The organism is Streptosporangium nondiastaticum (genome assembly GCF_003011965.1).
Lineage (GTDB): Bacteria > Actinomycetota > Actinomycetes > Streptomycetales > Streptomycetaceae > Streptomyces > Streptomyces nondiastaticus.
Window position 1 is genome coordinate 16,222 of sequence record NZ_PXWG01000054.1, and the last position, 24,931, is coordinate 41,152.

Here is a 24,931-nt window from a genome sequence, read left to right on the forward strand (position 1 = left end):
GCATCCGTAGAGGCCGACCGGCCCCCGATCCGTCTTCCGACCGCCGATCAGAACGAGACCCCATGCCTTCCTACGACAGCTCGCGCGAACGACTCCGGCTCGCCGATCGCCACATCGCGGTATTCGCCCACCTGCTGGACGGCGAGACGCCGCCCGAGGAGCTCTTCCCTTCTCTGGGCGAACTCCAGCAGATCGGCCTCGTGGGCCCCGAAGGCGAACTCGCCCCGCTGATGCGCGACCTGCTCACCACACTGGCCGATCCCCTGGTCATCATCCAGGTGGAGGTCACCGGCCAGCACGGCCCGGTGAACCACGGAATCCTCGTCGGCCGGGACACCGTCTTCACCCACGAGGGCTGGCCCGGTGAGGAGGAGTCGGAGTACGTTCCGATCGAGCCGGCCACGCTGGTGTGGGCTCTCGCCCGGATGGTCAACCTGCGCAGCCGCGAGACGGACAAGCCGGCGGCCGAGCGCATCGAGACGACCATGGGCGTGCTGGACGCCGCCTTCGTCGCGCTGGACGAGGCGGCGGGCGACGAGGAGAAGGCCGTACGGCTGACGCGCGCCGCCCTCACCGGGCAGTCGGGGCTCGAGGAGCCGGAGCTCACCGAGTTCGGCGACCTGGTCCTGGCGCTCAACGCCCACTGGCGCATCACCGTGGCCTGGAACGGCAAGCACGAGGGCGAGCGGGCGGGCATGGTCCGCGCCCTCGCCGTGTGGGACGGCGGCCCCCGCGGCTACTGGATCCGCGAACAGCCCGCGGAGCCGATCATGCCGGGCCAAGTGGGCCCCGACAGCGCGCTGCACCTGGTTCCCTCGACGGCCGGCGAGATCTGGGACAAGATCGCCGACCTGCTGCCGGACGAAGAAGACCTGATCGACGAGGCTTGACCCGAGCCGTCGTCCGAGGGGGCCCCGAGCGGCGAGCGCCCACGCCCGCCGCCCGCACCGGCCCCTCCGACGGCGGCTTCGGCGTACGCCCGAAACGTACGGCAGCGAGCGTGGAGCGGCCGTGCACGAGACGCGCGACGCGTCAGGGGGATGCACATGAGGAACGTCAACCCGGATCATCTGGACCAGCTCGCCAGGCTCTTCGACGAACGGGGCGGCCTGCGGGACAAACTCGACGAGGCCTTCACCAGAGCCCAGGGCCTGGGCGTGAGCGACAAGCTGCCGTCCCTCACACCCATGCGGAGCTGGACCACGGACACGCCTCCGGACCTCCGGAGACGCGCGGCGGTGGCCCGGCTCGAGAGCGGGGACCCCACGGCGGGCCTCAAGTGGGCCGGGTTCAGCGCCGAGGACATCGCCAAGGCCGGAGTCGCCTACCTCGCCCCGGACATCCTCCTGATCGCCAACGCGATGGCGACCAGCGACAGCGTGCGGGGGCACGCCTTCCGCCGGGAGAAGAACGAATCCCTCGACGACTGGATCGACCGCATGCGCGCGCACGAGATCGCGCGGATCCCCGGCCTCGAACCGTACGAGGCCGAGATCACGGAAGCGCTCGGCACCTGGGGGGACATCAAGAACTCCATCGGCCACGGCGGCCGCGCCGCCTTCTACGGCGTGTACGTGCCGAAGACACTGCTGCTCAACTCCCTGGCACAGGGCTACCTGCAGACCAAGAAGCTTCAGGTGGCCGGCCTCATGCAGACCCTGCCCAACGGGCGCTGGTGGGTGCCGGGCCAGGTCGGCGTCTGGGGAGAGCGGTGGGCCCAGACGGCCCCTGTCGTCCGGAATCTCTCGGCCCCGGGAACCTGGCTTCCCGGACAACTCGGTTCGCTGGCCTCGGGGAGCCAGCTCTTCCAGCGTGCCAGGCAATGGCCGGTCGTCGGCATGTTCATCAGCGATCAGCTCGGCGCCCGGTGGAACGCCGCACTCAGCGCCGGGATCATGGACCGCCCGCTGTTCCGGGGGTATTCCGGAAAACAGATCGTCCGTGGACTGGTGGGCAATGACGAACTGGCCGCACTGCACGGTGCCAGGACGCACGCCGGCCAGATCCCCACCCGCGCGGCACACGCGAGCCTGTGGAAAGTCGGCAGGAACGTCTCCATGGACGCCCGGATGCTGGAGGGCAAGGGACGGTTCGCCGCCTGGGGCGAAGGCCTCAAGGTCGCCGGAAAGACCGGTGGCGCCCTTCGCGGACTCGGTGTCGTGGGCGGCGTCTATTCGACGGGCTACAGCGCCGCCAACCTGGTGGCGCAGGGCAATCCGGCCAAGCATTTCACCGACCGGGAGCACGGGGCCAAGTACGTGGCGGACGTGGCCGAGGTCGGCTTCAACGCCTCGCTGACCGCGGCGACGGTCGCGCCCAACCCGGTCACGCTCGGAGCCGTGGCGGTGACGGGTGCCGTTTATGTCGGTGCCAAGACCGTGGAGCACTGGGACGACATCAAGGACAAGGGCGGCAAGGCCCTCAAATGGACCGGCGACAAAGCGAAGAGCTTTGCGAAGAAGGCGAATCCCATGAATTGGTTCTAGACGGGGCCGGACGTGGTGAGGGGGGAGCCCGGACCTGCGGCGGGCTGCCGGCAGCGAGGGAAGCACGCATTCTCTGCGGCGGGTCACGGCGCGGGCGGGTCCGAGCGCTGCAGCCGCGCTGAGGTCCGCAGTCGTGCCGAGGCCGGCAGTTGCGCTGAGGTCTGCAGTTGTGCCGGGGCCTGCGGCCGTGCTGAGGTCTGCGGCTGTGCCTGAGGTCTGCAGCCGCTCAGCGGTCGCCGATGACCGCGACGGCGAAGGCCAGCCTGCGGTCCAGCCAGGGCGCCATGATGGTGAAGGTGTAGTCGTCCGACTCCATCACCTTCTCGCGGCCCGCGGACCACCGCAGCGTCCGGTCCCGCTGGTCGCCGCCGTCGGGCTCGGACATGAACACGGCCATCGCCAGCCCGCCGAGCACCTTGCCGGCGGCGTGCGCCGCCACGCCCAGAGGATTGAGCGTGGCCCACTTGTTGAGCCCCGTGATCTCGGGGTGACCCGGTTGCTCGATGCGCCACGTGGGCCGCGCGAGTTCGTTCACCGGCGGAATCCGCCGGATGACGCCGATGTCCCGCCCCTGGCCGTCCTGCACCAGGTAATGGCGCTCTTCACCGGCGGACTGCGGCTCGCCGATGGAGCAGAGGAGCCGCTGCGCGTGCTCGTCCTCGTACAGAAAGCGGGCGCCGGTGAGGGCACGAGCCGCACCGGAGCCGAAGAACGCGCACGGCGCGTTGATGCGTTCCTGGCCCTCGATCCGGGGGACGCGTACGGCGTTCTGCCCGATGACGGGACGCTTGCGGCCCGCACCGACGTCCCGTTCCACGGTGCCTATTTTGAATCGCGCGACATCGCGCCAATCGACGGCAGGGACCGGCGGCTCGCTGTTCCTGGTTCTTCCGAAAGCCATGCGGCCAACCCTACTGACGAGCCGTACGGGCCCCGGGGAGCGGACAGGGCAGGCGGCGCGCGACACGCCCATGTTTGTCAAGGCCACGACAGGCCGCGTCACCCTCTAGCATGCGCCTACAGCCCGGGCGCCGTTCGGCGCGCGAGGTTCATGGAGCACAAGGGGGAACCGTGCCGCCTGGTGAGGCGACAGGTGAAACACCTGCACAGATGAAGAAACGGGCCGACGACTTGCGGGCGTGCGCGCGCCAGGCACGGCTGCTGGCGCAGCGGCTGGGGCCGTACCTCGATTCCCCGGCCAAGCAGGCCCAGCAGTCCGAACCGGCCATCTGGAAGGGGCCCTACGCGACCAGTGCGACGGCGCAGATATCCGATCGCCAGGGAAAGCTCAGCCGGATGGCCAGTGCCCTCATGAGCGACGCCGGACGGTGGGAAGCCGAGGCGCGGCGTCTGGACGAGCAGGCCGCGGACGAGGACAAGAAGAAGAACAAGGACGGCGGCTGATGGGCTTCGACGGCTTCGACATAGGGAAGATCCGCGCCCTGGCCAAGGACCTGGGGCGCCAGGGCGAAGGAGCCCGAGGCCTGCACACCTCCGTCGCCGTGGTTCTGACGCAGGCCAACGCCTTGATGGGCAGCAAGCCCGCCACGACCGATCCACTCCTCTCGCCGCTGGTCGGCGACCTCCTCGGCCCCCTGCCGTTCTTCGGCGGAGGCAACCTGCCCGGGAGCCTGGACAGCGAACTCGGCGACATGTCCAAGTCGATCGAGCGGCGCTGCACACAGCTGGAGGCGTGCAACAAGCTGACGGAGCAGGGCTACCGGATCGACCCCGTCGTCGCGTTCTCCGACGAGAAGCCCCCGGACGCCCAGAAGATCGAGGACGCCCTGCGTGCCGTGAGCGGGCTGAAGGGCAAGGACTTCGGCAGCAACGGCAACCGGGACGACCTGGAGAAGGTCCAGAAGCAGCTGGACGGCATGACGAGCGCCGAGCTCGACGCGTTCTTCGCCAAGGTCCCGGACGCCGACTTCCGCCTGTACGGGAAGCTGGCCTCGAACGAGAACGACGGCAGCTGGCTGAAGTGGTGGGACCACAACGGCATTCCGGAGTCGGCCAGGCGGGACCACCTGAGCCGCCTTCTGGCGCGCATCGGACCCTCGAACTGGGAGAAGCTGAAAGGTGCCTTTCCCGAGGTCCAGCCCGGATTCGACACCACCGACGCCTGGCTCGACGGCCAGAACGCCCAGAGTGGTCAGCAGGCCAAGGGGATGCACTGGGGCACGCCCACGGACCCGTTGTTCGCTCCGGGGCGGGAACTGACCGCGGGCGAGATATCCCAGGGCCGGTTCGGCGACTGCTGGTACATCTCGCAGCTCACCGCCACCGCCCAGCGGAACCCCCAGTTCATCCGTGAGGGCATCAAGGAGAACCCCAACGGGACCATTGACGTCCGCATCTGGGACAAGGACGGCAACAATCACTGGGTGACCGTCACGCCGGACCTGCCGATGGACGAGAACGGCGAGCCGATGACGGCCTACAACCGCGTCAGTCACGAGAGGTGGCCGGCGTACTACGAGAAGGCCTTCGCCTTGATGTACGGGGAGGACGACGGCGGTGCCCCCGACGGGCACGAGGGCGACAAACGCTACGACCGCGCCGAGCGCGGGAACTACGGTGCCACGGAGTGGGACTTCCCCAAGAACGGCGCCCCGTACGTCACCGGCAACGGTTCAGAGTCGATCGACGACGACTTCGAATCGGCGAAGAAGGCGTTCCAGACGGAACAGCGGCCCGTCGTGGTGAGCACTCCGAGCGGCGAGCAGTTGCAGAAGGAAGGCAACGCGCTGTGGGGCAACACGTTCTCGACCCGGCACGTCTATTACGTCAAGGGTTTCGAGGACGGCAAGATCGTGCTGGGTAACCCATGGGGGCCGTCGTTCTCGGACATCAAGGCCACGCCGGAGCAGTACGAGAAGTTCTTCAACGACCCGCAAGCACTGAAGGTGCCGCGATGAGGGCCGTACGCATCGCTGCGGCCGTGAGCCTGGTGCTGCTCGCGGCCGGATGCGGCACGTCCGGCAGCGGTCCGTCCGAGATGCCCCGGGCCACGCCCACGAAGCCGGACGCGGCACCACCGCCGCCCGACAAGGGCCCGCTCTGCGACGGGGACAAGGACGGCGGACCGGGCGTCGGGGGCACCCGCATCCTCAGGGGCGGCTTCACCCGGCTCCCGGGTGGCGCGCCGATCGCCTACGCGGAGGCCACGGCGGACGGCACGCACCGCAAGGCGGTGCTCGCCGAAGGCGAGACGCCCGCCGATCGCCGCGACGGGCAGCACTGGACCGTCGCGCCGGGGGACGACCTCACCGTCAAGGGGCACGCCTACACCGTCCGGCAGATCTGCACGTACCGGGTCGTGCTCACCCCCAAGAACCCGGATGACACCACACCCGCCCCGTCCCCCAGCGAACAGGGAAACACGATGAAGAACTGGCCCACGACCGTCGACGGCCGCTGGCGGCTGCGCTGGCACGTGCCGGACACCCAGTACGGGGGAGCGGGGTACAGCGCCGTCCTGTCGAACGTCTCGGACGACCCGAAGCGGGCCGACATCGGCGTCGGCGCCGTCCAGGGCGACAGGGCGAATTACACCGACGCGCGCGTCGGCGACACGCTGGAGATCGCCGGCCGCCTCTGGAAGGTCGAGGACATCAACATCGGGAACATGGACGTACCGGCGAATTCGCACGACTTCAAGGCCGGCTACGTGGACCTTCGCGCCATCGGCTGAGGCGGCGACCTGTGGGCCTCCGTTCGGAGGCCCACAGGCGGCCTGACGGGTGGAGACCACTGCCGTCGCGCCTCAGACGCCGTCACCGCCGGGCTGCAGCAGGGACCCTACGGCCTTCAAAGAACCGACGAACGTGCTCATTCCGGCCGTGAAGGAATAGGTGTCGACCTCGGTGAACAGAAGGGCGATCGCAAGGTCGGTAGCGTCTGCCGGTCCTTCGACCGTCCCTAGCGTGGACTTGCGCTGAGCCCTGTAGCAATCCACGACGTCGTCGGCTTGCCGAAAGTAAACCTGTACATCCTCGCGCTGTACGGCCACGTTGCCGTATGCGCCCGCGGATTTGAGCACGTAATTTCTGTCGGCGATGGAAAAGTGAACGGCGCGGGCCGACTTGGTGAGCCCCAGGTTCCGCACCTTGAGTTTGGTGGACTTGATTCCCAGCCGCAAAGTGGAGTCCGGCAGTGTCGGCTGGCCGGAGAAGTCTCTGCCCATGAGCGCAGTGTGTGGAAGCGCCTGGCCTTCGACGTTGACCGTTCTCCAGCCCGCCTCGCGACGAGGACTCGAGCTGTCCCAGTGCATGAACTCCACTGTCACGTCGCCGAATCCGGCCAGGTTCCGCTCCGCCCCACCCTCCTCGGGTCCTGTGAAGGGTCGACGAGCTTGTTCTCCGGGGCCGGTACGACGTACGGCGACAGCTCGAAGGTGAACGTCGTCATCCTCGCTCGCTTCCGTGATGAAATGGATCCTGGCGCGCCACGGATCACCAGTTGAACGGGTTGAGTTTCTTGGCGACTTTCTTTGCGCCGCCGGCGAGACTCTTCCCCGCGTTCACCGCCGCATGCCCCAGCTTTTTCGCGCCGCTCTTGATTTCGGGCCAGTGCTGGGCGACCTTGAGGCCCCCGTAGACGGCGCCGGTCACGACCGCCGCCCCGATGGTCACCGGATTGGGTGCGACGAGGGCTGCGGTCATGGAGCCGTCGAAGAGCGTCTGAGCTACGTCGGCCGAATACCCTACCTTGTTTTTCTTGAAGGCGTTCCAGGGCCGGCCCTGAGAGGCCACGTTGGTGACGTCATACACCGTCGAGGCGGCTGATGTGCCTATGTTGAGGGACCGGAAAGCGCCGGCGGTCTTGGCGGCCGCGGCGATCCCTCCGAGCCTCGGGTGAGCCATTCCGGCTTCCCGCTGGAGGGCGGTGACACCCCTGCTGACCCGTCTCAGATCCACCTGTCCGGCGCGTTGCACGAGCTGGCCGGAGTGAGTACGCCCGCCGAAAACCTTCGCCGCTTCGTCTGATCCGACGAACAAGTCGATCATCCGGTTGGGCGTGATCCCACGCAGCATCGCCGACCTGGGTGCCCAGTTCATGAATGCTTGCCGGCGGAACCAGTCCCAGCCCCAAGCCCATCGGTCGCCGAGAAATCCACCCGTACCCGGGATCCCGGCCAGCTGCTGATATCGCTGGCTCCCCGAGAGCAGACCTGCCACCTTCCCCGGAAGTCAGGCGCCGGGTGCTGAGAGCGACCGGATGGGAAAGCGGAAATCGGCAACTTTCTGAGTTCCCCAGCCCAGACCTCGGACAAAGATATTGCTATGTGCCAGCCATTGTGTGGCCTTGGCGCCCAGGGCATTCCGGATCCGGGTCACCCTGACCGACTCGTCGAACGCCTTCTTCAGGTAGTTTCCGCCGAGGGTGAGGGTGAGCGCACCGCCCTGGACGAACGCGACGGATCCGGCGTCGAGGATGCTGCGTGCGTCGCTCACGTCGGCAAGGAGGGTGGTCCAGTTCTTCGGGTCTCCCCCGACGACCTTGGACACGGACTTGCCTTCCAGGCGCTTCACCCAATCGTCCAGCGATTCATTCGGTTTGCGGTGGAAGTAATAGCTCTCGGCCACCCATTTCGAAGAAGCCACCGCGTTGGAGAGCAGGAGAACGATGGGATGCTGAGCGAGGCCGGGTTGGGCCTGCAGCTCCTCGGGAGTGAAACCTGCCCACTTCAGCCCTGCCTGAGGGTCGCCGTTCTCCAGCCTGAGGACCGTCGCCCGGCGGCGGAGGTCCGGGGCGGTGTCGGACGTCCAGGTCCGCATCGGCTTCAGCGGAGCCAGCCTCTCGCTGACACCGAGCGCCGACGCCCTGCGGAAGGCTTCGTCCAGGCCGTTGGACAGGCTCCCGCCGCGCTTCCCCGCCAGCAGGTCGGCCAACTGGTCGAGATGTTCTGGATTGGCGTTTTGCATTCACTTCCCCAGGGCACTTCGGCGCTGTTTCGGTCAGCGGTTGACGGCCTGGATTTCCTGGACGGTGACCGCGGTGGTCTTGCCGTAGGTGCCGGTGGGCAGGTTGCCGCCTTCGCCGGTCGAGCTCTTCCAGGAGATCTTCCAGGTGACGGTGGCCTTCAGCGGGTACGTGCCGGACTTCGTGCTCGCGCGGAGGTAGGTGAGGCCGCAGGGCGGGCTGTCGTTCTTCTTCGCGTCCGAGTACGGCGAGCCGATGCTGCCGTCGGGGTTGATGGGGCACTCGCCCGAGGCGGGGTGGAGGTTCGCTTCGCCGGTGCCGGGCTCGAGTTTCAGGGAGACCGGGGTTGCCGTGGTGGTCGCCGACAGGTTGGTGTGGGGCAGGGAGGCGGTCACGGAGACCGGCTTGAAACGGGCCTTGTCGGCCCAGATCCAGGTGGAGAGGTTGACGGTCTGCTTGCCGTCCGGGCTCATGGAGAAGTCCGTGGACGGGATGGGCAGCTCGTCGTAGGCGTATTCGGCGAGGATCTTCGGCGAGACGGCGAGCGGTATGTCGGGAGTCGTGTTGTCGTCCACCCAGAAGGGGAGCTTGTCGCAGGACATCGCTTCCGGGTCGTCCTTGCGGGCAGGATTGACGACGGGGCCCCAGAACATGCCTTTGCCCTGCTTGGCCATGTTGTAGTCGTCGTACTTGTCCGTCTGGTAGATCACCTTGTAGAGGCCGGCGAATATCTGCCCGAAGCCCCCCATGCCGAGGATGGGCTTGTCCTTCTCCAGCGTCTCGATTCTCTCCTTGAGGTCCTTGGGAGAGATGACGGGCTCGTACCAGCAGGCAGGCGGCGTCCAGTTGGAGTTCTGGGGTGTGAGCGCCTTGGTCTTCGATCCTTCGGAACCGCCGTTGACCGTGGTCTGCACCCCCGAGACCTGGGCGCCGGCGGAAATCTTCCCGTCTCCGGCACCACCGCTCGCAGAGCCGCGTGACCCGCCCGGGCCGGTCTTGGCTGAGGCCATGGGCGTGAGCGCACAGGAGAGTGCAGCGGTGACGACCGCCGTCGTGATGATTCGTCCGGTTCGTTTTACGGCTGGCATGAATCCGACCCCCGCCAGGAAAGCATTTCTGTGGTCTGCCACACGCCCTTGTCGCTCTTGACGAGCCGCGTGTTGTAGAGGACGTAGCTGTCCTTGGACGGCTCGTCCCGGTCCACCTTGCCCGTCTTGCGGTTCTTGTTGAACGCTTTGCTCTCGTCGCCGCAGTAAGTGAGTGTGGCCTTTTTGTCGCCGTCGAGCTTCACATGCCGGTTGTAGTAGCGGGTCGTGCCGGTGAGGGTGAGGTCGGCATCCAGGAACTTCTTCACCCAGTCCACGGCCCCGGCCAATGCGCTTCCGGTGTTGTAGAAGGACAGCGCGGTGGAACGAGGGTCGCCACGGAGAATGGCGTCGTCCTCGGAGATGATGTTTCGTTCGTTGTCCGCGAGCACGGCATCCTGGCGTGCGTCGCCGGTGGAACGCGGCTCGAAGACGTGCTTCACGTCATCCGGCAAAGTGATCTTGGGTCGTTCCACCCCGTCCCCGCCCGGACCACCGCTCGGTGAGGGCGAAGCCGGGTCGGCGGAGGCGGATGCCGAGCCTTCCGCGCCGTCGATCTTGCCGTCGTCCGCCCGCTTCGCTCCGCCGCCGCACGCCGTCAGGGCGAGTGCGGCCGTCGCTGTGACAAAGGCAATACCGGCCCGGCTTCGTACGTGGATAGTCAACTTCCCCATCTCCCAGGGCGTTCCGGTCCATTCGGCGTGCTTACGTGATGATGGCATGGATGTACATGGCGCAAGACGACAGCTGCGTGCCTGCAGTTCCCGGTGGGAGTTGCCGGGGTGGTGCGGCGGACGGGGCTGGTGCGCGTTGAGGTGGATATGGGTGGCTGATAACGTGCCGTGTCAACTGACGCCCCGTCGACCATGAGGAAGCGCCTGTCCGGGGTGCGCCGGTCCGGGCGGGGTGAGGGTGGATCAAGAGCATTAATCCGGACAAACGTTGCGGGGGCGATGGGCGTGAAGGTCCAGGAGCGTGCGGCTGCGGGTCTCAAGGGAGCCGGTGCCGCGGCGGGGGAGAGGCTTCCCTCCGCGCCGCGTGAGCGCAAACCCGCTCTGGCCGCGCTCGCCGTGCTGCTGATTCTCGTGGGCGCGCTCGGCGCCACCGTGCTGGTCATGCGCGCCGGTGAACGCATTGAGGTCGTGAAGGTCAAGCAGCGGGTGACCGCGGGTAAGAAGATCTCCGATTCCCGGGACGTCATCGAGCCCGTCATGGTGGCCGAGGATCCGTCCATCAAGTACGTGCGCTGGAGCGACCGGGGGCTGCTCGCCAAGTACCACGCCGTCTCGGACATCGTCCCGGGCAGCCTTCTCGTGGGCTCGATGCTGACCGGTAAGGAAGGCCTTGCCGAAGGGAAGGTCGTCGTCGGGCTTTCCCTCAAGGAAGGGCAGTATCCGCAGGGGCTCGCGGAGGGCGATACGGTCTCCGTTTACCACGTCGGTTCCGACGCCCAGAAGGGTTCGGGCGACAAGTCTTCCGGATCCGGGAATTCCGGCGACAGGAACAACGGAACCCCCAATACCGCGACCGGCAGCGGAAATCTGCTGGCCCGTTCCGCCAAGGTCCAGTCCGTTCCCTCCGGGAACAAGGACGGTTTCGGCGGTGGCGGTCTGCCCGTGACCGTCGTGGTCACCGAGGCGGAGAGCGCCGCGCTGACGCAGGCCGCGGCAGCCGGACAGGTCGCCGTCGTCAAGGTGCCTGCGAGCGCGGGCTGATGGCCCGGCAGGAATTGATGTCATCGATGGCCGCGGACACGGCGGAGACGTAGAAAACACATGGCCCTCATCGCCATAGCTGCCGACAAGGGGTCCCCCGGCGTCACCACGACGGCCGTCGCCCTGGCCGCGGTCTGGCCCCGGCGCGCCCTGCTCGCGGAGGCCGACCCCGCCGGCGGCGACCTGGTCTACCGGTGCGCGGCCGCGCACGGCGGCCCGCTCGACCCCAATACCGGAATGCTGTCCCTCGCCGCTGCCGCGCGGCGGGGTCTCGTCGCCGAACAGCTCTGGGACCACGCCCAGCCGGTCTCCGGCGGGCTGGAGGTGCTCGTCGGGCTGGGCAACTCGGAGCAGTCGGTCGGCCTCAGCGGAGTGTGGCCCGTCCTGGGCAACGCCTTCGCCGGGCTCGCCCGCTCGCAGCAGGGTGCCGCCGACGTGATCGCCGACTGCGGGCGCATCGGCGTGGACCCGGCGGTCGCCGGCCTCTTCGCCCCGGCCTCCCTCGTCCTGCTGGTGTCCCGCACGGAGCCCGAGCAGCTCGCCCGCGTGCGCGACCGCGCGGCTGCGCTCTCCAACCGGCTGCACGGCACCCAGCGCGGCACCGCGCACGTCGTCACGCCCCTCATCGGCGTGGTGCTCGTCACGGGCGCGCGGGACAGCGCGAAGATCGCCGGGCAGGTGAACGACATGCTCGTCGCCTCCCAGTCGGTGGCGCGGGTCGTCGGCGTGGTCGCGCACGACCCCGCGGGTGCCGAGCAGCTCGCCGGCCGCCGCCGCGGCAGCGCGGGGAAGTCGCTGCTGGTGCGGTCGGTCCGCAAGCTGGCCGTCGACCTCCACCGGCAGTTCGGACCGGCGTGGGCAGCCGAATTCGCCCCCGGAGCCGTACCCGGAGTCACTGGCGCCGCGCCCAGGACCGCCCCCGGAGCCGTACCAGGAGTCGCCCCCGGCTTCGCCACCCCCGACAGGCCGGGTGATCCGCGATGAGCGTCGTCAACCACCACCTCGTCAAGCAGTTCCGGCAGGAAGCCGGCGACCGCATAGCCGAGCAGCGCCGCCTCGACCAGGCCTCGGGCCTGTCCCCGATGTCGGGCGAGGACGAGCGGCAGTACGCGCGGGCGGTCATCGCCCAGATCCTGGAGGAGCACGCGCGCGCCGAGATCGGCGCCGGCCGCACCCCGCTGGACGCGGTGACCGAGGAGCAGTACGCCAACGCCGTGCACGCCGCCCTCTTCGGCGTCGGCCGCCTGCAGCCCCTCCTGGACGACCCGGACGTCGAGAACATCGACATCAACGGCTGCGACCAGGTCTTCATCGGCTACGCCGACGGAAGGGAGCTGCGCGGGGAGCCCGTCGCCGAGAGCGACGAGGAGCTGATCGAGCTCATCCAGATCCTGGGCGCCTACTCGGGCCTGTCGTCGCGCCCCTTCGACTCGGCGAACCCCCAGCTCGACCTGAGGCTGCCGGACGGCTCCCGCCTCTCGGCCGTCATGGACGTCACCCGCAGGCCGGCGCTGTCGATCCGCCGCGCCCGCCTGGGCAAGGTGTTCCTGGCCGACCTCGTGGGCAACGGCACCCTCACGCCGGAGCTCGGCGACTTCCTGACCTGCGCGGTCCGGGCCCGCAAGAACATCATGATCGCCGGGGCGACGAACGCGGGCAAGACGACCCTGCTGCGCGCCCTCGCCAACGAGATCCCCGCCCACGAGCGGCTGATCACCGTGGAGCGGGCGCTCGAACTCGGCCTGGACCAGTTCCCCGAACTGCACCCCAACGTGGTGGCGTTCGAGGAGCGGCTGCCCAACTCGGAGGGCCTCGGCTCCATCGCCATGGCGGAGCTCGTACGCCGGTCCCTGCGCATGAACCCCTCGCGCGTCATCGTCGGCGAGGTCCTCGGCGACGAGATCGTGACCATGCTCAACGCGATGTCGCAGGGCAACGACGGCTCGCTGTCCACCATCCACGCCAACAGCTCCGCCGAGGTCTTCAACCGCATCTCGACGTACGCGCTCCAGGCCGCCGAACGGCTGCCCATCGAGGCGAGCCAGATGCTGATCGCGGGCGCCGTCAACTTCGTCGTCTTCGTCGAGCGCCGCAACCAGTACCAGAACGGGGGCCGGCTCAGCCGCATGGTCACCTCCGTGCGGGAGGTCAACGGCGTCGACGGCCGGGTGCTGTCGAGCGAGGTGTTCGCCGAGGGCCCGGACGGCAGGGTGCTGCCGCACGCGCCCATCGCGTGTCTCGACGATCTGGTCGCCCAGGGGTACCGGCCGACCGGGCACTGGAGGTAGTGGCATGGGCTTCTTCCCGAGCGGCCTCTCCGCGACCGGCGCGGGCGGCTTCTTCTCCCTCCCCGTGCTGTACGCGCTGCTCTGCGGCGTCGTGGCGGGCGGCGGCCTCGCGCTGCTGATCGTCGCGGTGCGCGGGCTGCCCGCGAAGCCCGCCCACGAGAAGGCGAAGGGCAGGGACCGGCTCGCCGAGCTGGCCCGGTTCGCCGGCCGGCGCGGCACGCTGGCGGCCGGCGTCGGCCTGGCCGTGCTGCTCCTGACCCGGTGGCTGGTGGCGGGCATCGCCGCCGGCCTGCTCGTCTTCGTCTGGGACCGGCTCTTCGGCGGCGCCGCCGAAGAGCGGGCGGGCATGCGGCGGATCGAGGCGCTCGCGGCCTGGACCGAGTCGCTGCGCGACACCATCGCGGGCGCGGTCGGCCTGGAACAGGCCATTCCCGCGTCCGCCCGCGGCGCGGCCCCGGCGCTCCGCCCCCACCTGGACGCCCTGGTGGACAGGCTGCGCGCCCGTACGCCGCTGCCCGACGCGCTCCAGACGCTCGCCGACGAGATCGACGACGCGTCGGCCGACATCGTCGTCGCCGCGCTCATCCTCAACGCGCGGCTGCGCGGCCCCGGCCTGCGCGAAGTGCTCGGCGCCCTCGCCAAGTCCGCCCGCGAGGAGGTGGACATGCGCCGGCGCGTCATGGCCCAGCGGGCGTCGACCCGGCGCAGCGTGCAGATCGTCGTCGGGGTCTCGGTGGCCTTCGTGCTCGGCCTGTCCGTCTTCAACCGGGAGTTCGTCTCCCCGTACGGTTCGCCGCTCGGCCAGCTCGTACTGGCCTGCGTGTGCGGCCTGTTCGGCCTCGGCTTCTGGTGGCTGCGGAAGCTGTCGCGGATCGAGACGCCCGACCGCTTCCTCGTCCGCGACGAGCCGGCGGTGCAGTTCGTGAGGCCGCGCACGGCCCAGGAGGAGGTGGGACCGCGTGGGTGACGCGCTTTCCATGCCCGTGCTCGTCGGGGCGGTCTTCGGCCTCGGCCTCTTCCTCCTGATCCGGGCCCTGGTGCCCGGCAAGCGCAGCGCCCTGTCGCAGGTGGCGCGGATCGACGCGCTGCGGGCCCGGGGCGCGGCGGCCCTCGCCGCCGATCAGCCGCCGTCCGACGAGGAGGCCCGCCGGCTCGGGTCGCTGCGGGCGCGGGTGGGTCTCAGGGCGGCCGAGTTCTACCGGCAGCAGGGCTGGGAACAGCGCTCGCTCCGCGCCGATCTCGCCGTCCTCGACCGCAGCTGGGAGACGTTCCTGGCGACGAAGGTCCTGCTGGCGGCAGCCGGCCTGGTCTTCGGACCGTTCGTCTTCGTGGTGGTGTGGACGCTCGGCTTCGGCAGCGGGCCGGTGATCCCCGTCTGGCTGGCCCTGGTGTTCGCGGCGGTCTTCTTCATGCTGCCCGACCTGGAGGTCCGGCGGGACGCGGCCGGCAAGCGCCGCGACCTGCGCAGGGTGGTGGGCGCCTACCTGGACCTCGTCGCCATGAACCTCGCCGGGGGCCGCGGCCTGCCCGAGGCGCTGATGGCGGCCGCCGAGGTGAGCGACGGCTGGGCGATCCGGCGGGTGCGCAACGCCCTGGCCGACGCCCGCATCACCGGCATGAGCCAGTGGCAGGCCCTCGGGAACCTCGGCGAGGAGCTCGGGATCGACGAGCTCAAGGACCTCTCCGCTTCGCTCGCCCTGGTGGCCGACGACGGCGCGAAGGTCCGGGAGTCGCTCGGTTCCCGCGCAGAAACGATGCGGCACCGGGAGATGGCGGAGATCGAGGGAAGCGCGGGCGAGAAGTCGCAGTCGATGCTCGTCGCCCAGCTGCTCCTCTGCGCCGGCTTCCTGGTCTTCCTGATCTTCCCGGCGGCGATGCGGGTCTTCCAGCAGGGATGACCCGCCGCAGCCCTTCTTCTTCTCCGAAAGGACACCCAGTGACATCCCGATTCCGTATCAGCCACCCGGCCGTGGACTTCCTCGTCGTCTTCCTGCAGGGCCGCGTGGCCAAGGCGCGCTCCGCCGAGACGGACCGCGGCGCGTCGGCGGTGGAGTGGGTGATCATCTCCGCGGTGGTCGTCGCCATCGTCGGTGTGGTCGCCGCGATCATCAGCAAGGCCCTCAAGGGCGGCGCGGACAAGGTCAGCCACTGCATCGAGGGCGCCGACGCCGACAAGACCTGCACGAGCAAGTGACGCATGGGACGACCGGGGGCCGTGCGGCGGACAGTGCGGCGGGCAGTGCGCCGCCGGGTGGAAGCCGTACGAGGTGACGCCGGCTGCGGCGTCCGTACGGGCTGTGGTGTCCGTACGGGCGGGGGCTCGCGTACAAGCAGGGTTGCGGGTACGGGCACGGTCACGCGTACGGGCAAGGTCTGTACGGGCAAGGTCCGTACGGGCGGCGGCAGTCGCGGCCGTACGAGCGACCGTGGCATGACCGCCATCGAGTTCGTCCTGCTCACCCCCGTGCTGTTCTTCATGATCTTCGCGACGGTGCAGTTCGCCCTCTACTTCTGGGCCGACCACGTCGCCCAGGCAGCCGCCCAGGCCGGGGCGCGCAAGGCGCGCGCCGAGGCGGACGAGAACCCCGGCGGCTGGCGGGGCAAGGCCGGCGCGCAGGCCCGTTCGTACATCCGCCAGCTCGGCCCCAGCCTGCTCGTCCACCCGGAGGTCAAGACGGTCCAGCCCGGCCCGGGCACCGTGGGCGTCGAGATCGAAGCGGGGGTCCCGACCATCTTCCCGGGCATGCGGCTCACCGTGCACGCGCAGTCGCAGGGCCCTGTGGAGCGATTCGTGGAGGACCGCGGGTGAGCGTGACGCAGGGACCCCGGGTGAGCGTGGCGCAGGGGTGGAAGCGGCGGTGCGAGCGGCGGTGGGAGCGGGCCGGTGACGCGGGGCTGTCGACCATCGAAGTCGTCATCCTCGCCCCGGTGATGATCCTCTTCATCCTCGTCCTCGTCGCCTTCGGGCAGATGGTCGACGGGCGCGGCGCCGTGGACGGCGCGGCCCGGGACGCCGCCCGTGCCGGGTCGATCCAGCACGCCTACCCGGTGGCCATGAGCGAGGCGCGCAAGGCGGCCGAGGCCGACCTGGAGGACGTGTGCACCGGGCCGGTGACGGTCCGCATGACGTCGGAGTTCCGGCCCGGCGGCTTCTTCACCGTCGAGGTGAGCTGCGAGGTCCGGGGGCTGGCCATGCTCGGCCTGGACATCGGCAAGACGATGACCGGGCACTCCAGTTCACCCATCGACCCGTACCGGAGGGCGGCATGACGGCCCGGGAACGCGCCGCCGGCCTCCTCCGGCGGTCCGGAGGGCGGCTCGGAGGACGGCTCGGCCGGCTCGGGGGGCGGTTCGGCGACCGGGGGTCCGGAGCGGCGGCCGTGCTGGTCTTCGCGCTGCTCTTCCTGGCCCTCGCCGCCTTCGTCGTCGACGGCGGGATGTCCATCTCCCAGCGGGAGCGCGCGGCCGACATCGCCGAGCAGGCCGCCCGGTACGCCGCGCAGGACATCGACGAGTCGGCCCTGCGCGCCGGCCGGGGCTCCGCGCCCATCAACTACGAGAACTGCACGGCCAGGGCCCGCGCGTACATGGCCGAGGCGGGGATGTCCGGCGCCGACGTCGCGGCCTCGCACTGCACGGACGCCAGCGGGCCCCGGCAGGTCGAGGTCGAGGTCCGGCTGACGTACCGGCCGGTGCTGACCGGCCTGTTCTACAAGGGTGACCTCACCGTGCACGGAACCTCGAAGGCGGAGTCCCGCACCGGTTGAGCCGGGCCCCGCCGTCCCACCGATCAGTCCTCACCGTCTTCACAGTCACGACCGTCACCACCGTCTTCACAGTCATCACAGCAGTTGTCACCGTCGTCCACGGGAGCAGAGAGCCATGGCGCGCAACACCACCAGGACCCCCGGGCCGGGGCTGCCCCGGCACCGCCGCACCGCGGGCGACTTCGTCAAGGCGTTCCTCGCGTTCGTGGCGCTCGCGGCGCTCCTCGTCGGGGTGCCCGGCGCGCTCGCGCACTTCGTCGGCTGGCCGCTGCCGCACTCCATGCCCTCCGCCGACGTCTTCCAGCGGGAGATCACGGCCGATGTCTTCATCAAGGCCCTGACGGCCCTCGTCTGGCTGGCCTGGGCCCAGTTCGCGGCGTGCGTGCTGGTCGAGGTGAAGGCGGAGGTCTCCGGCGTCGGACTGCCCCCGCGGGTGCCCGGCGCCGGCGCGAGCCAGCTCCTCGCCCGTCAGCTCGTGGCGGCCGTCCTGCTGGTCGGCGCCACGGCGGCGAGCCTCACCCCCGGCCTGTCGCAGCTGGGGCACACGCTGGACGGGGGCAACCACCACCCGGCCGTGGCCGCGGCCGAGCGGACTCCGGGCGGCGGACAGGAGCAGCAGGCCGGTGACCGGGCGGACGGTGCGCCCGGCGCGGCCGCGGACCGGGCCCGTCCGGCGCCGGCCGACTCCACGGCCGAGGAGCTGCGCAGGGGAACGAAGTTCTACCGCGTCCACCCGCCCGAGGGCCGGCACCACGACTCCCTGTGGGAGATCGCCGAGCGGCACCTGGACGACGGCCGTCGCTACAAGGAGATCTACGAGCTCAACAAGGACCGGGTGCAGCCCGACGGCGAGAAGCTCACCGAGGCCAGCCTGATCCGCCCCGGCTGGATCATGGAGATGCCGGCGGACGCGCACGGCGGCGAACTCGTGGAGATGCCGGACGAGGCGCCCCGCGTCCCCGAGCAGGTCCGCCAGGAGATCCGGGACTACGACCGGACGGGCCCCCACGCGGAGGACCGGCAGACCGGCGACCAGCAGCCGGGGCGGCAGGACCAGCAGCCCGGATCCGAGCATCAGCAGCCCGGACACGAGCACCACCAGCCTGGACACCAGCAGCCCGCGCAGGACATCAACGCCGACCGGCCCGCGGATCGGCCCGCCGACCGGCCCGTGGACCGACCCGACCAGCCTCTGGAAGCCCCGATCCACCCCGCCGAGCCCGCCCAGGACGCCTCCCCGGGCGCCTCCGCGGCCGCCCCCGCCGCCGGCTCCGAGTCGTTCGGCGTCGGCGAGGCCCTCGTCGCGGCGCCCCTGCTCGCCGCGGGCCTGCTCGCCGCCCTGGGGCGCAGGCGCCGCACGTCGCTGTGGCAGGCGGCGGCCACCGTGGCCGGTCACCGCCGCGCCGGGACCGTACCGGCCGGGGACCCGGCGAACGCCCGGGACGCGCTGCTCGTCGGCGCGGATCCGGAGGCGGTGCGGGACCTGGACCGCGGGCTGCGCTCGTTGTCCGCCGCGCTGTCCGCCGACTCCCGCGAGCTGCCCGCGGTCTACGCGGCCTGGCTCACCGGCACCGAACTCCAGCTCCAGCTCGCCCAGCCGTCGGGCGAGCCGCCCGCGCCCTGGCGGCAGGGCTCCGGCCCGCTGCTGTGGAGCGTGCCGCGCTCCGCGATCCGCCTGCCCGCGGGCACTGCGGACACTGCGAACACTGGGAGCACCGCGGACACCGCCGCCCCGTACCCCGGTCTCGTCAGCCTGGGAACCGACGGCGCTTCACGGCTGCTGCTGAACCTGGAGGCCGTTCCGGGCCTCGTCGCCCTGACCGGTTCCGCCGCCGACCGCGCCGCCGTGCTCGCCTCCGTGGCCGCCGAGCTCGCCACCAACGGCTGGTCCGACCGGCTCACGCTCACCCTCGTCGGCTTCGGCCAGGACTTCCGGGCCCTGGCCCCCGCCCGCATCCGCCGGCTCGACGACATCGACGCCCTGGTCGACACCATGCGCGTCGAGACCCGGCAGCGGCGGGCCGCCCTCAGCACGGCCGGCCACGACTCGGTGCTGACCGGCCGGGCGGGACGGGCTCAGCACGCGCAGTGGGCACCCCACCTGGTGATCGTGGCCGCCGAGCCGGACGAGGCCGGGGCCGCCGCCCTGGCCGAGCTCGCGGCCGGCTCCGACCGGCTCGGCATCGGCTACCTCGTCGGCACCGGAGGGGCGGGCCTGCCGGGCGCGGCGTGGGAGCTGGAGATCACCCCGGCCGGACGGCTGCTCGCGCCGCTCCTCGGCCTGGAGCTCGACGCCCAGAGGCTGCCGCAGTCGCAGGTCGAGGCGGTCGTGGAGCTCTTCTCCGCGGCCGACGCCGACCGCGGGCCCGAGCACGACCCGGACCCCGCGGACAGCCCCTTCCTGGTCGACATCACCGAGGCCGGCAGGCCCGCGGTCTACGCCCGCCTGGTCGGCTCGTACGAGGTCATGGGGCCGGCGGCACCCGAGGACGAGCGCAGCCCCCTCCTGCACGAGGCCCTGGCCATGCTCCTGCTCCACCGCGAGGGCGTGCACCCGCGGGTCCTCGCCTCCGGTCTGTGGCCGCGCGGCGTCACCACCGAGGTGCGCGACGCGCTCGTGGCCAGGCTGCGGGACTGGCTCGGTACGGAGCCGGACGGCACGCACCGGCTCCGCACCGACGCCGCGGGCAGGCTGACCCTGGCCCCCTCGGTGGTCTCGGACCTGGACGTGCTGCGCACGCTCCACCACGAGGCGATGGAGGGCAAGGGAGCCGGGCGGCCCGCCGTCCGGGAGCGCCTGCTCGCCGACGCCCTCGGCCTCGCGCGGGGGCCGCTGCTCGCCGACCGCCCCGCGGGCCGCTACGGCTGGCTGGAGCACGAGATCATCGACGCCCAGCTGCCCCTGCTGGTGGCCGACGTCGCGCTCGCGCTGTCCGGCCACCGCATGGAGGCCGGGCGGCCGGAGGCCGCCGCCGAGGCCGTGAACGCGGCGCTGGTGACGGCGCCCGCCGACGAGCGGCTGTGGAATCAGCTGCTCCGGGCTGTGCACGCGACGGGCGACGTGGCGCTGCTCGCGGAGACGGCGAGCTCCCTCGTCGCCCGGAACGCCGCGCTCGGCGGTGCGGCCCGCGGCCTGCCGCCGCGGACGGAGGCGCTGCTGGACGAACTGCTGCCCGCGTGGCGCGGGGCGCAGGCCAACTGACAAGGGAAGGGGCGGCGGCCGGCGCGCTGCACATTAATTCAACAAGCGTTGACATATCTCGGGCGCGGGTGTGCACTGGCAGTAAGGCCAGATGCCCGCACGAGCCATCCGAGGTGCCGTCATGTCCTCCTCGCTCTCCTCCCAGGCCGCCTCCGCCCCCATCCCCGGCCCTGTCCCCGCCCCCGCCCCCGCCTCCACCGACGTCCTCGTCGTCGGCGCCGGCCCCACCGGGCTGCTGCTCGCCGGGGATCTCGCCGCCGCCGGCGTGCGGGTGACCCTGGTGGAGAAGCGGGCTCAGGAGTCGAACCTGACGCGGGCCTTCGCCGTGCACGCGCGCACGCTGGAGACCTTCGACGCCCGCGGCATCGCCGAGCCCCTGATCGCCACCGGGACCTTCACCTCGGGCCTGCGGCTCTTCGGCGGTGCCGGGGTCGACCTGTCCCGGCTGCCCAGCCGCTTCCCCGGCGTCCTGTTCACGCCGCAGTACGAGACCGAGCGGGTGCTGGAGGAGCGTGCCCTGCAGGCCGGGGCCGTGCTGCGGCGCGGGGAGGAGGTCACCGGGCTGCGCCAGGACGCGGACGGCGTCGACGCCGACCTCCGCGCCGCGGACGGCACCACCGAGACCCTGCGCGCCGCCTACGCCGTAGGCGCCGACGGCGTGCGCAGCGCCGTCCGCAAGGAGCTCGGTCTCCCCTTCCCGGGGAAGTCCGTGCTCCGGTCCGTCATGCTCGCCGACGTGCGCCTCACGAGCGAGCCGCCGGGGCTGCCGGCCTTCCGGAGCTCCGGCGAAGGCGTCGCCTTCCTGGTGCCCTTCGGCGACGGCTACTACCGCGCCATCGCCTGGGTGCACGGTTCGGACCTGCCGTCCACCGCGCCCGTCGACTTCGAGGAGCTCAAGGCCGTCACCCGGTCCGCCTTCGGCACCGACTTCGGCATGCACGACCCCCGCTGGACCTCGCGCTTCCACAGCGACGAGCGGCAGGTGCCGCACTACCGCGCGGGCCGCGTCTTCCTCGCCGGCGACGCCGCCCACGTCCACTCGCCCGCCGGCGGGCTCGGCATGAACACGGGCCTGCAGGACGCCGCCAACCTCTCCTGGAAGCTCGCAGCCGTCCTCAAGGGAACGGCACCGGAATCCCTGCTCGACAGCTACCACGACGAGCGCCACCCCGTCGGCAAGCAGGTGCTCCGCATCAGCGGCACCATCGTGCGGGGCGTCCTGCTCACCTCGCCCGTCACCCGCCGCCTGCGCGACGCCGCCGCCGTGGCCGCCGTGTCCCTCCCGTTCGCCGCGGACCGCGGCGCGCTCCTGGTCTCCGGGATCGGCATCCACTACCCCGCCCCGCCCGGAGCGCACCCGATGACCGGGCGCCGCGCCCCCGACCTGCCGCTCGCGGAGCGCGCCGGCGGACCCACCCGCCTGTACGAGGCGCTGCGCGCCGGGACGCACGTGCGCGTGCTGCCGCGCGGGGCGGGCGCACCGCAACAGAAGGAGACGGGCGTCACCGCGGTCACCCGCGCCGACGCCCGTGGCACGGCCCTCCTCGTACGGCCCGACGGGTACGTGGCCGAGGCGCGCGAGCTCGGCTGACCCGGACTCGGGCCCGGGGCCGCCGCCGGGGCCCGTCCGGCGCCCGCCGCGGTCACCTGCGGCGGGCGTCCGCCGCATCGCGCCCGCACGCGTAGGCGAGCGCGCTCACCAGCTCGTCCGCGTCCGGCAGCCAGCGGTTGGCGACCGTGGGCTGGCGCGCCCACTGCACCGAACCGCGCGTCCCCACGCGGGTGGGCGGCGCGACCACGTAGTCGCCCTCGCCGCGCGCGATCAGATCCAGCGACGTCGGGTGCCAGCCCAGCTTCCGGGCGGCGTCCCCCACCTTCAGCGCCCCGCCCGGCAGCACGAAGAACAGCATCCGGCGGAACGGGGTGCACGTGATCGGCCCCAGCTGGATGTTCATCCGCTCCATCCGGGCCAGCGCCAGGCAGCCCGCCGTCTCCGGGACGTCCAGCGCGTCGAACGTGCGGCCCGTCGGAAGCAGGACCGAAGCGGCGGGCTGCTTCTGCCACATGCGGCGGATGGCGACCGCGCTGCCGGTGGCCTGCGTGGCCCAGTCCGGGCGGTCCGGGTGCGCACCGGGGGAGGGGCAGCCGAGATCACCGCACGAGCAGTACTCCCGCCCCTCCTCCACCTTCAGCCACGTGCCGCCGAATACGTCCCAGTGCCGCTCCTCCGCGTACCTGACAGCGGCGTCCAGCAGCTGGTCGCTGCGCTGTTGGGGGAGGTGCGGGGCTCCTACTGCGATGGTCTCTTCCACGCCCATCACAACTCCCCCTGTCACGAGGGGTTACGGCTCAGGCTCACGCTTGTGGGCGGTGCCAGGACATGCACGTGGGGCGCACGGATGCATGTACGGGGGCGCAGACGCGGGTTGGCCGCCGAGGCTGGGTAGCCACCTGTGCGGCGACGGGGCGAGACAGTCAATGTCTGGCCATTGCCGCCTTTGCTGTCATTACCGTTAAGTCCGCATTCTCCGGACATTCAGGGGGCAAAGATCACAGGGGAAGACGCAGTCAGCTGTCTCAGCTTCTCCGCATTCCGCGGCGGACCGCGCCGCGAACGCTTAGCAGTCCCAGGGGGTACAGCATGGCCGCACGGCCACTCGTGGCGCGGCAGCCGAACGAACGGCTGCAGGCGCTCATCCAGGAAGCCGCCTGTTCCAACGCCGGCCTCGCCCGGCGCGTCAATATGTGCGGTGCCGAGCACGGGCTCGACCTGCGCTACGACAAAACGTCCGTAGCCCGCTGGCTGCGCGGACAGCAGCCGCGCGGGCGGGCCCCCGCCATCATCGCCGAGGCGCTCGGCCGCAAGCTCGGGCGCACCGTCACCATCGACGAGATCGGCATGGCGAACGGCAAGAACCTCGCCTCCGGGGTCGGCCTGCAGTTCTCGCCCACCGTGCTCGGCGCGATCGAGCAGGTGTGTGAGCTGTGGCGGAGCGACGTAGGGCGCCGGGACTTCCTCAGCGGGACGTCCGTCGCCTCGTCCGCCCTCGTCGAACCGAGCCGCGACTGGCTCATCACCGGGGCCGATCCACAAGTCGCGCGCAACGCCGGGGCGCGGGTCGGGGCTTCGGACGTCGACGCGGTGCGCGCCACGACCGAGGCGCTGGTCGAACTTGACCACCGGTACGGCAGCGGGCATGTCCGGCCCGTCGTCGTGCACTACCTGAACAGCGTCGTCTCCGGGCTGCTCGCCGGTTCGTACCGGGAGTCCGTGGGCCGCGAACTGTTCGCCGCCGTCGCACGGTTGACCGAACTCGCCGGCTATATGGCCGTCGACACCGGCCAGCCCGGCCTCGCCCAGCGGTACTACATCCAGGCACTGCGTCTCGCCCAGGCTGCGGGGGACCGTGGGTACGGGGGGTATGTGCTGGCCGCCAGCATGAGTCACCTGGCGGCTTCACTGGGCAACCCGAGGGAGATCGCCCAACTGGCCAAGGCCGCGCAGGAAGGCGCGCGGGGGCACGTCACACCGCGGGCCGAAGCCATGTTCTACGCCGCCGAGGCGCGGGGGCACGCGCTGCTCGGCGACGCCCGCTCCTGCCAGACGGTCGCGGCCAAGGCCATGGCCAAACTCGAGGAGGCCGGTGAGCCCTCCGCGTCCGCGTCCGCGGGTTCCGGCGACGACCCCTCGTGGATCCGGCACTTCGACCACGCCTACCTGGCGGACGAGCTCGCGCACTGCCACCGCGACCTCGGCCAGGCCGAGCAGGCCCGCCGGCACGCGGAGGACGCCATCGCCGGGCACGCGGAAGGACGGGTGCGCAGGCGCGCCATCGGCATGCTGCTGCTGGCCACGGCGCAGGTCCAGCAGCGGGACGTCGACGAGGCGTGCGCCACAGGGGTCCGGGCGCTGGACCTGCTGGGCACGCTGAGGTCCAACCGGGGCGCGGAGTACCTGGAGGACTTCCAGCAGCGGCTGGCTCCGTACCGGGAGGAGCCGGTCGTACGGGAGTTCGGGGCACGGCTGGAGGTGCAGGCGGCGTAGGGGGCGCCGCGGTTGGGGCGCGGGGGGTGCGGCCGGATCCGGCCGCATGGCCCTGTCGTGCGGTGACCCGGTAGCGTGGCCGCGCTATCGATAAGTTGCCGTACAGCTTGAGGAGTCCCGGTGACGCAGAGCGGACAGGGCAACGCGCCTCAGCCGGCCGCCGGCCGGCCCTGGAGCGAGCCGTGGGGGCCCGACGCGCAGCGCGCCCCCCTGCCGCCCGAGATGCCGCCGGGCGGCCCCGCGGGCCCCGGCGACTCCGAAGCGACGCAGTACATGCCACCCGTCCTGGGCACCGCCCCCGCACCGGCCGCGCCCGACGCCTCCTCCGAGGCCACCCAGTACTTGCCGCCGGTCGCTTCCGGCCCGCTTCCGGGCGCCCCGCGGCCGCCGGCTCCCTACGCCCAGGGCGGCGCGGGAC

At 71.3% G+C, this 24,931-nt stretch carries 25 protein-coding genes and 1 pseudogene; 18 read left to right on the top strand and 8 right to left on the bottom strand.

From position 1 onward, the window contains the following. Positions 1-62 precede the first annotated feature (62 nt). A complete protein-coding gene (locus tag B7P34_RS19895) occupies positions 63-890 on the top strand; it encodes a hypothetical protein (protein ID WP_106678272.1) in 828 nt (275 codons plus the stop codon). A 156-nt stretch (positions 891-1,046) separates the two neighbouring features. Then, positions 1,047-2,486: a PE-PGRS family protein gene (locus B7P34_RS19900; protein WP_106678315.1), complete on the top strand. Its 1,440-nt coding sequence runs from the start codon at positions 1,047-1,049 to the stop codon at positions 2,484-2,486. A gap of 226 nt (positions 2,487-2,712) precedes the next feature. Here B7P34_RS19900 and B7P34_RS19905 read toward each other — a convergent pair whose 3' ends face one another. Beyond that, positions 2,713-3,303, bottom strand: a complete 591-nt coding sequence (locus tag B7P34_RS19905) for a hypothetical protein (RefSeq protein WP_106678274.1) — start codon at positions 3,301-3,303, stop codon at positions 2,713-2,715. A gap of 293 nt (positions 3,304-3,596) precedes the next feature. Between B7P34_RS19905 and B7P34_RS19910 the strand changes: the two genes are divergently transcribed. The 3 genes from B7P34_RS19910 to B7P34_RS19920 are packed head-to-tail and all read left to right on the top strand — an operon-like array spanning position 3,597 to position 6,180. After that, entirely contained in the window at positions 3,597-3,890 is a 294-nt protein-coding gene (locus B7P34_RS19910) for a hypothetical protein (protein ID WP_223268024.1), read from the top strand. Then, the gene (locus B7P34_RS19915) at positions 3,890-5,404 is read left to right on the top strand and encodes a C2 family cysteine protease (RefSeq protein ID WP_106678278.1); all 1,515 of its coding nucleotides are present in this window, start codon (positions 3,890-3,892) and stop codon (positions 5,402-5,404) included. Before B7P34_RS19910 ends, B7P34_RS19915 begins: the two co-directional genes overlap by 1 nt. Beyond that, positions 5,401-6,180: a hypothetical protein gene (locus tag B7P34_RS19920; RefSeq protein WP_106678280.1), complete on the top strand. Its 780-nt coding sequence runs from the start codon at positions 5,401-5,403 to the stop codon at positions 6,178-6,180. The genes B7P34_RS19915 and B7P34_RS19920 overlap by 4 nt, the downstream gene beginning before the upstream one ends. 72 nt (positions 6,181-6,252) lie before the next feature. Here the strand turns inward: B7P34_RS19920 and B7P34_RS19925 are convergent, their stop codons facing one another. The 6 genes from B7P34_RS19925 to B7P34_RS19945 all read right to left on the bottom strand — a co-directional run bounded on the left by B7P34_RS19925 (position 6,253) and on the right by B7P34_RS19945 (position 10,161). Further along, the gene (locus B7P34_RS19925) at positions 6,253-6,672 is read right to left on the bottom strand and encodes a hypothetical protein (RefSeq protein ID WP_146166865.1); all 420 of its coding nucleotides are present in this window, start codon (positions 6,670-6,672) and stop codon (positions 6,253-6,255) included. A 98-nt stretch (positions 6,673-6,770) separates the two neighbouring features. Beyond that, the gene (locus B7P34_RS39430) at positions 6,771-6,896 is read right to left on the bottom strand and encodes a hypothetical protein (protein ID WP_286157493.1); all 126 of its coding nucleotides are present in this window, start codon (positions 6,894-6,896) and stop codon (positions 6,771-6,773) included. Positions 6,897-6,940: 44 nt separating this feature from the next. Continuing rightward, entirely contained in the window at positions 6,941-7,495 is a 555-nt protein-coding gene (locus B7P34_RS19930; protein WP_146166866.1) for a hypothetical protein, read from the bottom strand. Positions 7,496-7,678: 183 nt separating this feature from the next. After that, complete coding sequence (locus B7P34_RS19935; protein ID WP_106678286.1) at positions 7,679-8,413, bottom strand: hypothetical protein; 735 nt, start codon at positions 8,411-8,413, stop codon at positions 7,679-7,681. A gap of 33 nt (positions 8,414-8,446) precedes the next feature. Next, positions 8,447-9,421: a hypothetical protein gene (locus tag B7P34_RS19940; RefSeq protein WP_223268025.1), complete on the bottom strand. Its 975-nt coding sequence runs from the start codon at positions 9,419-9,421 to the stop codon at positions 8,447-8,449. Between the two features lie 65 nt (positions 9,422-9,486). After that, a complete protein-coding gene (locus B7P34_RS19945; protein WP_223268026.1) occupies positions 9,487-10,161 on the bottom strand; it encodes a hypothetical protein in 675 nt (224 codons plus the stop codon). Between the two features lie 288 nt (positions 10,162-10,449). On the opposite strand from B7P34_RS19945, the gene B7P34_RS19950 reads away from it, so the two are divergent. The 11 genes from B7P34_RS19950 to B7P34_RS20000 all read left to right on the top strand — a co-directional run bounded on the left by B7P34_RS19950 (position 10,450) and on the right by B7P34_RS20000 (position 22,059). Next, positions 10,450-11,211, top strand: a complete 762-nt coding sequence (locus tag B7P34_RS19950) for a hypothetical protein (protein ID WP_223268027.1) — start codon at positions 10,450-10,452, stop codon at positions 11,209-11,211. Positions 11,212-11,271: 60 nt separating this feature from the next. After that, the gene (locus tag B7P34_RS19955) at positions 11,272-12,195 is read left to right on the top strand and encodes a hypothetical protein (RefSeq protein WP_106678290.1); all 924 of its coding nucleotides are present in this window, start codon (positions 11,272-11,274) and stop codon (positions 12,193-12,195) included. Continuing rightward, positions 12,192-13,499 carry a CpaF family protein gene (locus tag B7P34_RS19960; protein WP_106678292.1) on the top strand — a complete coding sequence of 436 codons (1,308 nt, stop codon included), beginning with the start codon at positions 12,192-12,194 and terminating at the stop codon, positions 13,497-13,499. The genes B7P34_RS19955 and B7P34_RS19960 overlap by 4 nt, the downstream gene beginning before the upstream one ends. A gap of 4 nt (positions 13,500-13,503) precedes the next feature. Next, the gene (locus B7P34_RS19965; protein WP_106678294.1) at positions 13,504-14,466 is read left to right on the top strand and encodes a type II secretion system F family protein; all 963 of its coding nucleotides are present in this window, start codon (positions 13,504-13,506) and stop codon (positions 14,464-14,466) included. Then, positions 14,459-15,397 carry a type II secretion system F family protein gene (locus B7P34_RS19970; protein WP_223268028.1) on the top strand — a complete coding sequence of 313 codons (939 nt, stop codon included), beginning with the start codon at positions 14,459-14,461 and terminating at the stop codon, positions 15,395-15,397. The genes B7P34_RS19965 and B7P34_RS19970 overlap by 8 nt, the downstream gene beginning before the upstream one ends. A 38-nt stretch (positions 15,398-15,435) precedes the next feature. Then, on the top strand, positions 15,436-15,693 hold the full coding sequence (locus tag B7P34_RS19975) for a hypothetical protein (protein ID WP_106678296.1): 258 nt from the start codon (positions 15,436-15,438) through the stop codon (positions 15,691-15,693). A 237-nt stretch (positions 15,694-15,930) separates the two neighbouring features. Then, the gene (locus tag B7P34_RS19980) at positions 15,931-16,308 is read left to right on the top strand and encodes a TadE family protein (RefSeq protein WP_106678298.1); all 378 of its coding nucleotides are present in this window, start codon (positions 15,931-15,933) and stop codon (positions 16,306-16,308) included. A 2-nt stretch (positions 16,309-16,310) separates the two neighbouring features. Further along, on the top strand, positions 16,311-16,769 hold the full coding sequence (locus B7P34_RS19985; protein WP_223268029.1) for a TadE/TadG family type IV pilus assembly protein: 459 nt from the start codon (positions 16,311-16,313) through the stop codon (positions 16,767-16,769). Beyond that, a complete protein-coding gene (locus tag B7P34_RS19990; protein ID WP_106678302.1) occupies positions 16,766-17,266 on the top strand; it encodes a pilus assembly protein TadG-related protein in 501 nt (166 codons plus the stop codon). Before B7P34_RS19985 ends, B7P34_RS19990 begins: the two co-directional genes overlap by 4 nt. A 115-nt stretch (positions 17,267-17,381) precedes the next feature. Continuing rightward, positions 17,382-20,468, top strand: coding sequence for a BTAD domain-containing putative transcriptional regulator (locus B7P34_RS19995; protein ID WP_106678304.1), 3,087 nt, complete (start codon positions 17,382-17,384; stop codon positions 20,466-20,468). A gap of 121 nt (positions 20,469-20,589) precedes the next feature. Next, complete coding sequence (locus B7P34_RS20000; RefSeq protein WP_106678306.1) at positions 20,590-22,059, top strand: FAD-dependent monooxygenase; 1,470 nt, start codon at positions 20,590-20,592, stop codon at positions 22,057-22,059. A 52-nt stretch (positions 22,060-22,111) separates the two neighbouring features. On the opposite strand, the gene B7P34_RS20005 is transcribed toward B7P34_RS20000, so the two are convergent. Further along, entirely contained in the window at positions 22,112-22,786 is a 675-nt protein-coding gene (locus B7P34_RS20005) for a bifunctional DNA primase/polymerase (protein ID WP_106678308.1), read from the bottom strand. A 323-nt stretch (positions 22,787-23,109) separates the two neighbouring features. On the opposite strand from B7P34_RS20005, the gene B7P34_RS20010 reads away from it, so the two are divergent. After that, complete coding sequence (locus tag B7P34_RS20010) at positions 23,110-24,513, top strand: transcriptional regulator (RefSeq protein ID WP_106678310.1); 1,404 nt, start codon at positions 23,110-23,112, stop codon at positions 24,511-24,513. A 120-nt stretch (positions 24,514-24,633) separates the two neighbouring features. Then, a pseudogene (locus B7P34_RS20015) lies at positions 24,634-24,931 on the top strand (hypothetical protein); the annotation flags it as partial.

Coding starts and splice junctions, on each gene's coding strand:
- B7P34_RS19895 (WP_106678272.1), top strand. CDS start 63: ATGCCTTCCTACGACAGCTCGCGCGAACGACTCCGGCTCGCCGATCGC.
- B7P34_RS19900 (WP_106678315.1), top strand. CDS start 1,047: ATGAGGAACGTCAACCCGGATCATCTGGACCAGCTCGCCAGGCTCTTC.
- B7P34_RS19910 (WP_223268024.1), top strand. CDS start 3,597: ATGAAGAAACGGGCCGACGACTTGCGGGCGTGCGCGCGCCAGGCACGG.
- B7P34_RS19915 (WP_106678278.1), top strand. CDS start 3,890: ATGGGCTTCGACGGCTTCGACATAGGGAAGATCCGCGCCCTGGCCAAG.
- B7P34_RS19920 (WP_106678280.1), top strand. CDS start 5,401: ATGAGGGCCGTACGCATCGCTGCGGCCGTGAGCCTGGTGCTGCTCGCG.
- B7P34_RS19925 (WP_146166865.1), bottom strand. CDS start 6,672: ATGGGCAGAGACTTCTCCGGCCAGCCGACACTGCCGGACTCCACTTTG.
- B7P34_RS39430 (WP_286157493.1), bottom strand. CDS start 6,896: ATGACGACGTTCACCTTCGAGCTGTCGCCGTACGTCGTACCGGCCCCG.
- B7P34_RS19930 (WP_146166866.1), bottom strand. CDS start 7,495: ATGATCGACTTGTTCGTCGGATCAGACGAAGCGGCGAAGGTTTTCGGC.
- B7P34_RS19935 (WP_106678286.1), bottom strand. CDS start 8,413: ATGCAAAACGCCAATCCAGAACATCTCGACCAGTTGGCCGACCTGCTG.
- B7P34_RS19940 (WP_223268025.1), bottom strand. CDS start 9,421: ATGGCCTCAGCCAAGACCGGCCCGGGCGGGTCACGCGGCTCTGCGAGC.
- B7P34_RS19950 (WP_223268027.1), top strand. CDS start 10,450: ATGGGCGTGAAGGTCCAGGAGCGTGCGGCTGCGGGTCTCAAGGGAGCC.
- B7P34_RS19955 (WP_106678290.1), top strand. CDS start 11,272: ATGGCCCTCATCGCCATAGCTGCCGACAAGGGGTCCCCCGGCGTCACC.
- B7P34_RS19960 (WP_106678292.1), top strand. CDS start 12,192: ATGAGCGTCGTCAACCACCACCTCGTCAAGCAGTTCCGGCAGGAAGCC.
- B7P34_RS19965 (WP_106678294.1), top strand. CDS start 13,504: ATGGGCTTCTTCCCGAGCGGCCTCTCCGCGACCGGCGCGGGCGGCTTC.
- B7P34_RS19980 (WP_106678298.1), top strand. CDS start 15,931: ATGACCGCCATCGAGTTCGTCCTGCTCACCCCCGTGCTGTTCTTCATG.
- B7P34_RS19990 (WP_106678302.1), top strand. CDS start 16,766: ATGACGGCCCGGGAACGCGCCGCCGGCCTCCTCCGGCGGTCCGGAGGG.
- B7P34_RS19995 (WP_106678304.1), top strand. CDS start 17,382: ATGGCGCGCAACACCACCAGGACCCCCGGGCCGGGGCTGCCCCGGCAC.
- B7P34_RS20000 (WP_106678306.1), top strand. CDS start 20,590: ATGTCCTCCTCGCTCTCCTCCCAGGCCGCCTCCGCCCCCATCCCCGGC.
- B7P34_RS20005 (WP_106678308.1), bottom strand. CDS start 22,786: ATGGGCGTGGAAGAGACCATCGCAGTAGGAGCCCCGCACCTCCCCCAA.
- B7P34_RS20010 (WP_106678310.1), top strand. CDS start 23,110: ATGGCCGCACGGCCACTCGTGGCGCGGCAGCCGAACGAACGGCTGCAG.